12 protein-coding genes are annotated in these 11,621 nt (G+C 71.5%); 3 read left to right on the top strand and 9 right to left on the bottom strand.

Annotation, left to right across the window (positions count from 1 at the left end; translation table 11 throughout):
* Window positions 1-108 precede the first annotated feature (108 nt).
* Entirely contained in the window at window positions 109-1,524 is a 1,416-nt protein-coding gene (locus ACH4U7_RS21770) for a V-type ATP synthase subunit B (protein ID WP_398529517.1), read from the top strand.
* Window positions 1,521-2,165 carry a V-type ATP synthase subunit D gene (locus tag ACH4U7_RS21775; RefSeq protein WP_398529518.1) on the top strand — a complete coding sequence of 215 codons (645 nt, stop codon included), beginning with the start codon at window positions 1,521-1,523 and terminating at the stop codon, window positions 2,163-2,165. Before ACH4U7_RS21770 ends, ACH4U7_RS21775 begins: the two co-directional genes overlap by 4 nt.
* A 58-nt stretch (window positions 2,166-2,223) precedes the next feature.
* Here the strand turns inward: ACH4U7_RS21775 and ACH4U7_RS21780 are convergent, their stop codons facing one another.
* The 7 genes from ACH4U7_RS21780 to ACH4U7_RS21810 form a co-directional block, all read right to left on the bottom strand.
* Window positions 2,224-2,469, bottom strand: a complete 246-nt coding sequence (locus tag ACH4U7_RS21780) for an acyl carrier protein (protein WP_179285506.1) — start codon at window positions 2,467-2,469, stop codon at window positions 2,224-2,226.
* A complete protein-coding gene (locus ACH4U7_RS21785; RefSeq protein WP_398529519.1) occupies window positions 2,466-3,827 on the bottom strand; it encodes a 2-oxo acid dehydrogenase subunit E2 in 1,362 nt (453 codons plus the stop codon). Before ACH4U7_RS21785 ends, ACH4U7_RS21780 begins: the two co-directional genes overlap by 4 nt.
* A 2-nt stretch (window positions 3,828-3,829) precedes the next feature.
* Complete coding sequence (locus ACH4U7_RS21790) at window positions 3,830-4,825, bottom strand: alpha-ketoacid dehydrogenase subunit beta (protein WP_398529520.1); 996 nt, start codon at window positions 4,823-4,825, stop codon at window positions 3,830-3,832.
* A 4-nt stretch (window positions 4,826-4,829) separates the two neighbouring features.
* Window positions 4,830-5,900 (bottom strand): pyruvate dehydrogenase (acetyl-transferring) E1 component subunit alpha, encoded by a 1,071-nt coding sequence (pdhA, locus tag ACH4U7_RS21795; RefSeq protein WP_398529521.1) that lies wholly within the window; start codon window positions 5,898-5,900, stop codon window positions 4,830-4,832.
* Entirely contained in the window at window positions 5,897-7,687 is a 1,791-nt protein-coding gene (gene acsA / locus ACH4U7_RS21800; protein ID WP_398529806.1) for an acetate--CoA ligase, read from the bottom strand. The genes pdhA and acsA overlap by 4 nt, the downstream gene beginning before the upstream one ends.
* Window positions 7,688-7,736: 49 nt before the next feature.
* On the bottom strand, window positions 7,737-8,612 hold the full coding sequence (locus tag ACH4U7_RS21805; RefSeq protein WP_398529522.1) for a universal stress protein: 876 nt from the start codon (window positions 8,610-8,612) through the stop codon (window positions 7,737-7,739).
* A 64-nt stretch (window positions 8,613-8,676) separates the two neighbouring features.
* On the bottom strand, window positions 8,677-9,351 hold the full coding sequence (locus tag ACH4U7_RS21810; RefSeq protein WP_398529523.1) for a CBS domain-containing protein: 675 nt from the start codon (window positions 9,349-9,351) through the stop codon (window positions 8,677-8,679).
* Window positions 9,352-9,469: 118 nt separating this feature from the next.
* On the opposite strand from ACH4U7_RS21810, the gene ACH4U7_RS21815 reads away from it, so the two are divergent.
* Window positions 9,470-10,657, top strand: coding sequence for an Acg family FMN-binding oxidoreductase (locus ACH4U7_RS21815; protein WP_398529524.1), 1,188 nt, complete (start codon window positions 9,470-9,472; stop codon window positions 10,655-10,657).
* A 24-nt stretch (window positions 10,658-10,681) separates the two neighbouring features.
* Here ACH4U7_RS21815 and ACH4U7_RS21820 read toward each other — a convergent pair whose 3' ends face one another.
* Both ACH4U7_RS21820 and ACH4U7_RS21825 read right to left on the bottom strand, forming a co-directional pair.
* Complete coding sequence (locus ACH4U7_RS21820; RefSeq protein ID WP_398529525.1) at window positions 10,682-11,353, bottom strand: CBS domain-containing protein; 672 nt, start codon at window positions 11,351-11,353, stop codon at window positions 10,682-10,684.
* 26 nt (window positions 11,354-11,379) lie between these two features.
* A complete protein-coding gene (locus tag ACH4U7_RS21825; RefSeq protein ID WP_398529526.1) occupies window positions 11,380-11,553 on the bottom strand; it encodes a hypothetical protein in 174 nt (57 codons plus the stop codon).
* Window positions 11,554-11,621 lie beyond the last annotated feature (68 nt).

Consider the following 11,621-nt stretch of genomic DNA (forward strand, 5'->3'; position numbering starts at 1 on the left):
CCTGCGTGCGACGAGCGGGGTGCGGCGGGGGGCACCTCCCGTGCGGAGCTACGGGGGAGCCGCCCATCGGCACGCGACGCCGCGGGCCCTACTGCCGGACGGTCTAAGGTGACTTCCTGGAGCGAGGTCGAGTACACCGCGGTGCGCGAGCTGCGCGGCCCGCTCGCCGTCGTGGCAGGGGTCTCGGGTGTGGGCTGGGACGAGTTCGTGCGCATCACCTTGGACTCGGGCGAGCGACGCTACGGCCTGGTGCTGGAGGTGGACCGCGAACTCGCCGTGGTCCAGGTGCTGGAGGACACCTCCGGGATGGACCCGGCCAGGATGCGGGTGTCCTTCGCCGGCGAACCGCTGCGCATCCCGGTCGGGACGGGCTGGCTGGGCCGTACGTGCAACGGCCGCGGCGAGCCCGTGGACGGCGGCCCACCCGTGTTCGGCCGGGCCAGTGCAGCTGTGGGCGGCACCCCGATCAACCCGGTGCGGCGGGAGCCACCGTCGGATCCGGTCCTCACGGGCGTCGGTGTCATCGACGCGCTCACCACACTGGTACGCGGGCAGAAACTGCCGGTGTTCTCCGTGGCCGGGCTGCCTCATCTGGAACTGGCCCTCCAGATCGCCGCACAGTCCACCGTCGGCGGCGCCGCGTTCAGCGTGGTGTTCGCCGGGATGGGCCTGACCCACCCGGACGCCTCCTTCGTACGGGACGCCCTGGAGGAACGCGCGGCCGCGGGAGAACTCGTCCTGCTGCTCAACACCGCCGACGACCCCGTCATCGAGCGGATCCTGACCCCTCGTATCGCCCTGACCGTGGCCGAACACCTCGCCTTCACCCACGGACACCATGTGCTGGTGGTGATGACCGACATGACCGCCTACGCCGAGGCACTGCGCGAGGTCTCCGCGGCCCGCGGCGAGGTCCCGGCCCGCCGCGCCTACCCGGGCTATCTCTACAGCGACCTGGCCTCCCTCTACGAACGCTGCGGACGGATCCGGGGCCGGAGCGGCTCGGTCACGGTCCTGCCCGTTCTCACCATGCCCGCGGGCGACATCACACATCCGGTGCCCGATCTGACCGGCTACATCACCGAGGGCCAGATCGTGCTCTCCCGGCAGACGCACGCCCTGGGTGTGTATCCCCCGGTGGACGCCCTGTCCTCGCTGTCCCGCCTCATGCGCAAGGGCGCCGGCCCCGGACGCACCCGGCCCGACCACCTCGATGTCGCGGCCCAGACGCTGGCCGCGCTCTCCCGGGCACGGCAGGTCCGGGAGCTCTCGGACCTCGTGGGGCAGGATGCGCTGAGCCCGACCGACCGCCGCTACCTCGACTTCGACGAGGCGTTCTCGCACCGTTTCATGGACCAGCGCCGCGACGAGACGCGCCCGTTGGACCGGACGCTGGACGCCGCCTGGCAGGTGCTGCTCACCCTTCCCCGAAGCGAGCTGGCCCTGCTCCCCACGGCGCTGCTCGCCGCGCACGGCGGGCGGGACGAACCGGCCGACGGCGAACGCGAAGGGGCGGGGGAATGACCGCCGCACCAGAGGTTCCGCCCTCACGCGCCGCCCGTCTGCGCCTGCGGCACAGCCTGGACGTCGCCCTGCGCGGAGCGGATCTGCTGGAGCGGAAGCTGCGCATCCTGCGAACGCTCCACAAGGACCTGCTGCGGTCCGAGGAGACCCGTGCGCACGAGTGGCACGACTCGGTGCGGGAGGCGGAGACCTGGCTTCTGCGGGGGCTCGTCCTGGGCGGCGAACGCGCCCTGGAGACGGCGGCCGAGGGTGTCGGGGACGCGGAGGTCGCCTGGGGCGAGGAGTCCACGATGGGGGTGCGCCACCCGTCGCTCGCCTCCTGCCACGTCCCGGACCGCTCCCCCGACGCGGCCACTCCCCGCAACACCGCCTTGATCCACGCGGAAGCCGCCTACCGGGAGGCGCTGCGGGCGGGCGCGGAGTATGCCGCGGCGCGAACGGCCGCCCGGCTTGTCGGGGCGGAGGTGGCGCACACCCGTCGGCGGGTCCGCGCCCTGCGCCGCCATTGGATCCCCCGGCTGGAGGAGTCGCTCGCCCGGGTCGTGCTCGCCCTGGAACAGGCCGAGCACGAGGACGCCGTACGACGTCGGTGGGCTGCCGGCGTGGCGGCCGACGGCCCGGAAACCGACCGCAGGCGCTGAGCCGCGCTCCCTCATGGGCCACCGGATGACGACACCGACACCGGATGACGACACCGGATTACGCGCCACCGGAGGAGAGAAAGCCGACGCAGCCGGACAGCGTGGTGAGCCGTGGTGTGTCCGCGTCGTCGATGCGGACACCTGTGCGCTCACTGAGCGTTTCGATGAATCTCAGGAAGTCGAGCGAGTCGAGTTCAAGCGCCTCGCGGAACGGCTCCTCCGGGCCCAGGGCGGTGAGGTCGGCATCGGGCACGATCCGGGCGAGGGATTCCTTGACGACGTCCGCTGCTTCGGTGCGGTTCACAGGTCCTCCGGGCGCTGCAAGAGGCGGTCGACCGCCGTCAGATAGCGGGCCCCGATGGCGCCGTCGGTCGCCCGGTGGTCGGCGGACAGGGTCGCGGTGACCGTGGGCCGTACGCCGAGCAGACCGTCGACGGCACACGGGCGGTCGACGATCCGTCCGAACCCGGCCAGGGCCACTTGGGGCGGGTAGATCACACCGAGCACGCTCTCCACTCCCTGATCGCCGAGGTTGGTGACCGTGATGGTGGGGTCGGAGATCTCCGATCCGCGCAGTCGGCCCGCGCGGGCGCGGGTGACCAGGTCCTTCAGAGCGGCCATCAGCTCGGTGAGGCCGAGCGTGTCGGCGTCGTGCAGGGCGGGGGCGACGAGTCCGCCGCCGCGCAGGGACACGGCGACGCCCAGGTGCACTCCGTCGCCCGGGGTGAAGTGGTCCTCGGTCCAGAAACCGTTGAGCTCGGGGACCTCGCGGGCCGCCAGGGCCGAGGCCTTCAGCAGCAGGGCCGCGGGGAGCAACCGCTCGCTCACCGGGCTGCGCCGGTTGTGCTCACGGAGCCAGTCCATCGCGGATGCCATGTCGACGGTCGTGGACAGGTAGTAGTGCGGGATGTCCCGTTTGGAGCGGGACATGAGGCCACCGATGGTCCGGCGCATGGCCGCCGTCCGCTCATCGGCCGCGCGTTCGGCCGTGTGTGCCGGCGCCGTACGAGGGCTCACCGGGGTGGCGGCAGGGCCGGGGGCGGCCTTGCGCACGTCGTCGGCGCGGACAACGCCGTTCTTACCGGTTCCCGCCACGGCGGTGAGGTCCACGCCCAGTTCCGCGGCCAGCCGTCGGGCGAGCGGAGTGACCGTCGCTCGCCGTGGCCGGGTGTCGGCGGCGCGCTCGACGTCGGCGCGAGTGATACGGCCCTCGGGACCGGAGCCGTGGAGAGAGGTCAAGTCGACGCCGTACTCCCGCGCCAGACGCCGGACCAGCGGAACGGTCTCGGGGCGGGGGTGCTCGTCCGGTGGGTGGGCGACAAGGGACTCCGGGACCCCGGCGGGGACCGGCTGGGGACCGGCCGGCGGTGGGCTCGGCGGCTTGCGCCGTGGCGGACCCTTCTTCCCGGCCTTCTCCGGTGCGCCGGCCACCGGCTCGATCAGTGCGAGCGGGGTGCCCACCGGCACCGTGGTTCCCGGCTCGACGAGCAGCCGCCCCATCGTCCCGGCTTCGAAGCACTCGACTTCGATCGTGGACTTGGCGGTTTCGACGACGGCGACGGGATCGCCTCGGTGGACCGGCTGGCCGGGGTGCACCAGCCACTCCTGGAGCTTCCCCTCGTCCATGTCGGCACCCAGCGACGGCATGGTGAACTCGGCCACGGTCAGTCCACCGCCCGGTGCGCCGCCGCGACGACATCCGCGGTCTGCGGCAACGCGGCTTCTTCCAGCCGCCGAGCGTATGGCATGGGGACTTCGGCGCTGCACACTCGCTCCACGGGCGCGTCCAGTTCGTAGAAGGACCGTTCGGCGATGCGCGCGGACACCTCGGCGGCCAGGCTCCCGGTGCGCCAGCCCTCGTCGACGACGACCGCGCGATGGGTCCGCGCCACTGAGGCCGTGATGGTGTCGTCGTCGAGTGGCCGTAGTGTGCGCAGGTCGACCACCTCGGCGCTGATGTCCTCGGCGGCCAGCTCGTCGGCCGCCGTGAGCGCTTTGGGCAGCGAACCGCCGTAGGTGATCAGCGAGATGTCGGTGCCCGGCCTGCGGACCGCCGCGTGGTCCAGATCGACGGGCGTGGCGGTCGGGTCGAGCTCGCCCGAGGCGTTGTACAGGCTGCCGTGCTCGAAGATCAGCACCGGGTCGGGGTCGGCCAGCGCCGGGGCCAACATGAAGCGGGCGTCCTCGATGGTCGCCGGGGCGACCACGCGGATGCCGGGGATGTGGGCGTACCAGCCCTCGAGGCTGTGCGAGTGCTGTGCGGCGAGCTGCCGGCCCGCGCCCGTCGTCATCCGGATCACCACGGGAACGGGCAGCTGGCCACCCGACATGTGCAGCAAGGTGGCGGCGTTGTTGAGGATCTGGTCGAGGGCGAGCAGGCTGAAGTTCACGGTCATGATCTCGACGATCGGCCGCATCCCGGACAGGGCCGCGCCGATGCCCGCGCCGACGAAGCCGGACTCCGACAGCGGGGTGTCACGGATCCGCTCCGGTCCGAACTCCTCCAGCAGGCCGAGGCTGACGCCGAAGCAGCCGCCGTAACGGCCGACGTCCTCGCCCATCAGGAAGACGCGGTCGTCGGAGCGCAGGGCCTCGCGGATGGCCTCGCGCAGCGCTTCCCGGTAGGTGGTCTTCCGTTCGTCGTCCCGGCTGGTGCCCATGGGATCAGCTCACCTCCGCCGAAGCGCTCGTGACGTGGCGCAACAGGCTCTCGACCGGCTCCTCCGGCGCCCGCTCGGCCGCTTCGACCGCCTGTTCCACCTCGTCGGCCACCTGGTGTTCGAGCTCGGCCAGATCCTTGTCGCCCAGCTCGCCCAGCTCACGCATGCGGGCGGTGAGCCGTTCGATCGGGTCCCGGCTCTTCCACCGCTCGATCTCGGCCTTGTCGCGGTAACGGTCGGGGTCGTACATGGAGTGCGCCCGGAAGCGGTAGGTGCGCAGTTCGAGGAAGTGTGGTCCGGCACCCGCGCGGATGGACTCGGTGGCCCGGCGTGCGGCCGACTCGACGGCCTCGGCGTCCATGCCGTCCACGGCCCAGGCCACCATGCCGTACGAGGCGGCGCGCATGGCCAGGTCGGTCTGTGCCTCGTGGCGTTCCAGGGCCGTGCCCATGGCGTACTGGTTGTTCTCGCAGGCCAGCAGCAGGGGCAGGTTCCACAGCGCGGCGAGATTCGCGGTCTCGTGGAACTCGCCTTCCGCGAAGGCCCCGTCACCGAAGAAGCAGCAGGTGACGCGGTGTGCATCGCGCATGCGGTCGGCCAGCGCGAGCCCGGCGGCCAGCGGAAGCCCGCCGGCCACGATCGCGTTTCCGCCGTAGAAGCGGCGGCTCGCGTCAAAGAGGTGCATGGATCCGCCGCGGCCTCCGCTGCATCCGGTTGTCCTGCCGTACATCTCGGCCATGACGGCTTCCGCCGGAATACCGCGCGCCAGTGCGTGGCCGTGTTCACGGTAGGTGGAGACCACCGCGTCGTCCGGGGTCAGCATCTCGTTGACGCCGACAGCGACGGCTTCCTCCCCGATGTAGAGGTGGACGAATCCTCGGATCTTCGCGGCGCTGTACAGCTCGACGCAGCGCTCCTCGAAGCGGCGGATGCGCAGCATGGCGCGCAGCAGATCGCGGCGGTGCCGGGCGTCCGGCCCGCGCGAGGAGGGAGTGTCGGTCCTCTTGCGCGTGCTGCTCGCGGGCTTCGCCGCCTTGGTGGGCTTGCGGGTACGGGGCTCGCGGGTCGGGCTCATGCGGATCCCTCCAAGGTGGACAGATCGCCGGTGGGCAGGCCGAGTTCGCGGGCCCGCAGCAGCCGGCGCATGACCTTGCCACTGCGGGTCCTGGGCAGGTTCTGGTCGAAGGCGATCTCGCGCGGCGCGACGGCGGGACCGAGCCGTCGGCGGGCGAAGCCGAGCAGGTCACGCTCCAGCGCCGGGGTGGCCCGGACATCGGGGCGCAGCGATACGAACGCCTTGACGATGTTCCCGGCGACGGGATCCGGCCGTCCGATCACCCCGGCCTCGGCGACCGCGGGGTGTTCCATGAGGGCGCTCTCCACCTCGAAGGGCCCGATCAGATGGCCCGCCGACTTGATGACGTCGTCGGCGCGGCCCACGAACCAGAACCAGCCGTCGGCGTCCCGGCTGACCAGGTCGCCGGTGAGGTACCACCCGTCGGCGAATGTGGCCTCGTACCGCTCCTTGTCGTGCAGATAGCCACGGAACATCGACGGCCAGCCGGGCCGCAGCGCCAACTCCCCCTCGGCCCCCGGGCGGTCCTCCACGGTCACCCGACCGTCGGTGACCCGCGCCCGGCCGTCCTCCCCGCATCTGAGCACCGCCGCCTCGATGCCCGGCAGCGGCCGTCCCATCGAGCCGGGGCGGATCTCACAGGCCGCGAAGTTGGCGATCATGATGCAGCCGGTTTCGGTCTGCCACCAGTTGTCGTGGACGGGGAGTCCCAGCACCTCCTGGCCCCACACCACCGCCTCGGGGTTCAGCGGCTCACCGACCGAGGCGATGAACCGCAGCCGGGACAGGTCGTAGGAGGCCGGCAGGTCGTGGGGACCCTGCCGGGGCGTGGCGCGCATCAGCATGCGCAGCGCCGTGGGTGCGGTGTACCACACGCTCACCCGCTGCTCCGCGAGGATCCGGTACCAGCGACGGGCGTCGTATTCGCCCTCGTCGACGACGACGGTCACACCGTGCACCAGCGGGGCGATGACGCCGTACGACATGCCGGTCACCCACCCCGGGTCGGCGGTGCACCAGTACACGTCCTCGGGGTGCAGATCGAGCGCGTAGGCGGCCGTGGCGTGGTGGGCGACGACCGCCTCGTGGACGTGGACAGCGCCCTTGGGGGCGCCGGTGGTGCCGCTGGTGAAGTGCAGCAGCGCCATGTCCTGCCGAGACGTCGGCGGGATGGTGAAACGCTCCGGCGCGGTGGCCATCAGCCCGTCGAAGGACAGCGTGCCGGGCAGGTCCTCGGCGCCGGGACCGACGATCAGCACATGTTCAAGACCGGCCAGGGACGCCCGGCGTTCGGCCACCTTGCGCCGGTAGAGCGCGGCCGTGGTCACCAGGACCCGGCCGTCGCCGAGCCTCAGCCGCTGTTCCACCGGGTCCGGGCCGAAGGCGGAGAACAGCGGGCACAACACGCTGGTGTTCTTCAGCGCGCCCAGCACCGCCGTGTACAGCTCAGGACAGCGGCCCAGCAGTGTGAACACCCGGTCACCGCGGCCGACGCCCAGCGAGCGCAGGACATGGGCGAATCGGGAGGTACGGCCGGCCAGTTCGGCGTAGGTGACCGAGTCGGCCGTGCCGTCCGGGGCCACACAGCGCAGCGCGACCTTGCCGCCGCGGCCAGAGCCCGCATGCCGGTCCACCGCCTCATGGGCGATGTTCAGCCCACCGCCGGGCTGACCTTCCAGCGCGGCACGCGCCCGCGACCAGGTGAACTCCGCCCGGGTACGGTCGTAGTCGGTGAGGTTCGGCCGGACGCGCGGGGCCACATCCTTGTGGATCGTCTCCCAGGCCATGGGGTTTGCTTCCGGCATGCGCCCACCTCGTTCGCGGGTAATTCGTGGGTTATTCGTGGGGGATCACGGCGACCGGACACCGGGCGTGGTGCACGGCCGACTGCACCACCGGGCCGAGCCGGGGCGCCAGGGCGGCCCGGTGCCTGCGGCGGCCGATCATCAGCAGCCCGCTGCCCCCGGCCGCCCGTACGACGGCTTGCGCCGGGCTCTCGAGCCGGACCTCGTCGACCACCTCCACACGGGGAAACCTCTTCCGCCACGGCCTCAGCACCTCGTCCAGCTCCCGCTGCGCCTCCTGGGCGACGTCCCTGGCGATGCCGGGGTCCACACCCCACGGGACGTGTGCCTGGACGGGCAGGCTCCTGCCGTGGACGGCGCGCAACGGGACACCACGGGTGAAGGCGGTGACGTAGGCGAATTCCAGCAGGTTGTCCTGAGGGCCGTGCAGACTCAGCCCGACCACCACGTCCCGCTCGCGGACCCCGGGCGGTCGTCCCTCCTCCGGCTCACCCGCGCGCACCAGGACCACCGGCCGCTCGGCCCGGCCGACCACATAGAGGCTGATGTCACCGAAGAAGAAGCTCGCCAAGGGCTCCATGCCCCGCGATCCGAGCACCAGCATCCGCGACCGCGCCGCCGCTTCCAGCAGAGCTGTCTCGGCCTCCTGCGCGACCAGTTCCTCCTCGATGGGCAGATCCGGGTGGCGCCGGCTGAGCTCCATGCGCGCGTCGTGCACGATCCGCTTGGCCCAGTAGTTCTGGTCATCCGCCGAGGGACTGTCCGGCGTGGGCGGGGACAGCAGGATCCACGCGTGCAGCAGCCGCAGCGCGAGCTCCCGCCGCTCCGCCTCCCCGGCGGCCCAGCGCGCGGCGGCGAGACTCTCCGGTGAGCCGTCGAGGCCCACGGTGACGACCTGTTCCTCCATGGCGTTGCTCCGTCTCGCGCATAGCCGCTCATTGTCAGCCGCCTCGTTGTCAGCCGCCCGCGTCTCATGTGGCGGTGGCAGGCCCGTGGGTGTCGTCGGTTCCGTGGGCGATGTGTGCGGTGACCGAGACCACCCCGTCCACGCTCCGGCACAGCCGCTCGATGACCGGGACCAGGCTCCTGGCCTCCACCGAGCCGTGCAGGGTGACCTCACCCTCCCGCACGTCGACCGTCACCGCCGAGGGGGCCAGGCGCATCGTCCGGCCCAGCACATCCCGCTCGATCTCCTCGCGGATCGCGTCGTCATGGCGCAGGAAGATCCGTAGCAGGTCGCCGCGGCTGATGATGCCCAGCAGCCTGTCGGTCTCGTCGACCACGGGAAGCCGCTTGACGCCCTGGACCGCCATCAGACGGGCCGCCTCGACCACGCTCCACTCCGGGCGCGCGCACACCGCGGGAGCCGACATCAGCTCCTCCGCTCTCGTTCCTTCTGCCTTCGCGCGCTCCCACGCCTCCAGGTGCGGGATCGGCACCCGGCCGGACGGATCGGCCTGACCGGAGGACTTGCGCAGCAGATCTCCCTCGGACACCACACCGACCGGGTGGCCTGAGCCGTCCACGACCGGCACGGCGGTGACATCGTTTTCCGCGAGGAGCTCCACGATCTCCTTGAACGGCATCTCACGCGGCGCCCGGACCACGTTGTGGGTCATGAGCTCCCCGACCGTCCTGTGCTGCATGTCCACGACTCCCTTCGGACACTCGAGCCATCGGGTACCCACGCGAGGACCTTCCGCCCATGCCATCGCCCGCCGAACGTGAAACGCTGGACGGAGGAAGACCGGCGGAGAGGCGGGGATGCCGATGCGTGCTCATATCGGCGACCACCTGATTGTCGAAAGCCCCACCACGGGTGCGACCAGGCGCGACGGCGAGATCGTCGGCGTCCACCACCACGACGGGACACCTCCGTACGACGTGCGCTGGTCGGATACCGGACAGGTCTCCCTCGTGTTCCCCGGACCGGACGCCCATATTCAGACAGAACCGCGTACGAACGCACGGCCGCTCTCCGACGCGGAGGTGACGGCGCTGGTGCGGGACGCCTCGGCCGCCCCGTCGATGCACAACGCACAGCCCTGGCGGTTCCGGTACTTCCGCGGCAACCACCTGTTCCACATCACCGCGGATCTGGCGAGGACCCTGCCGCACTCCGACGCCGACCTCCGCGCCCTCCACCTGGGCTGCGGCGCCGCCCTGATGAACCTGCGCATCGCAGCCGCACACACCGGCCGGCCACCGACGACCCGGCTCCTGCCCGACCCCCACGACCCCACCCTGCTCGCCGCCCTGTCACTGACCGGCCCGCCCGGCGACGAAGAAAACCTGGGCGCCCTGTACCCGGCCATCCACACCCGGCACACCAGCCGGTCCCCGTTCACCGAGACCGAAATACCCCAGCCCGTACGCACCACCCTCCAGGAAGCGGCCGAGGCGGAAGGCGTCTCACTGTCCTTCGCCTCCGGATGGCACCTGCAGACAGTCCTGGACCTGACCCTGGAAGCCGAAGCACGCAACCTCACCGACCCGGGCAGCACCGAGGACCTCACCCACTGGACCCAGCTCTCCGACCAGACCCCGCGGTCCGCCGCCGAAGGCGTACCGCCGTACGCCTTCGGCCCCCGCCGACGCGGCGGCAAAGCCCCCGTACGCGACTTCGCCGGCGGCAAACCCGTACCCGGCCGCGAAAGCGCCGACTTCGAAACCTCCCCCCAGCTGGCACTCCTGGCCACCCCCGACGACACACCAAAAGACTGGCTGCGCACCGGCCAGGCCATGGAACGCGTCCTGCTGACCGCCACCCTCGAAGGACTCTCCAGCTCCTTCATCACCCAGGCCCTCGAATGGCCCGACCTGCGCTGGCCACTACGCGACCCCGTAGCCGGCGCAGGACACGTACACATGGTGCTGCGCCTCGGCTACGGCCCACCAGGCCCCAGAACACCACGACGCCCGACCCGCCACACACTCGACATCCAGCCCTGACCACGTGTGCACCAGGGGGTGTTGTCAGGCGCCGCGCGCCCCCTGAGATCGTCCGGCGCCGGTGAAGTGGCATTCGACGTCCACCACCCCCTCCACCGCCCGGATGAGACGCGCGGCCACGGGAATCATCGCGGTGTTCGGGATCTGCCCGCCAAGAGTGACGACGCCCTCGTCCACCCGCACGTGTACGGCATGGCTCGCCCCGGGGAAGAGATAGGAAATCACCGTCCGGCGAACCTCTTCCTCGATGTCCTCGTCCGGCCGGAGGAAGACTTTGAGGAGATCGCCCCGGCTGACGATGCCCTGGAGCATCCCCTCGCTGTCGACCACGGGAAGCCGTTTCACCCGCCGAACGGCCATGATCCGGGCCGCCTCGGCCAGCGTGGCTTCCGCGTGGACGGTGACCGCCGGGGCGCTCATCAGCTCCTCCGCCGTCACCGCCCCCGCCTTCGCCAGGTCGGGGAGGCGCCGCAACTGCTCGAAGCGGTCCGGATCACTGTCCCGGAACTCCTCCTTGGGCAGCAGATCCGCCTCGGACACCACACCGACCACTCGCCCCTCGCCCTCCAGGACCGGCATGGCGCTCACCCTCCACTGCCCCATGGTCCTGACCATTTCCTTGAACGGCGCATCGCGCCCGACAGCGACCACCGTGCGCGTCATCACGTCACTCACCTGGTGCGGAGTCTCGGACACGGGAACCTCCTCATTCCGCGTCTGCCTCACCGGACCTCCCTCGACCGGTATGCCCCGGTCGGAACGCCCTGGGCGTGCACCAGCCGCAGCGGCAACCGGCGCCGCGCCGCCTCGTCCACGGCCCAGGCAAGCACCATCCGCCTGGTGGGGTCGGGACCGATCCCCGGCACGACCGGCCGACGTCCCAGCGGATTCGTCATTGCCGCCTCCCGGGAACCAGGCTCGCCCCCTTTCGCGCTCTCACCATCCAGCCTGCCCCCGTCTGCCG

It is taken from the genome of Streptomyces sp. NPDC020845, assembly GCF_044334165.1.
Lineage (GTDB): Bacteria > Actinomycetota > Actinomycetes > Streptomycetales > Streptomycetaceae > Streptomyces.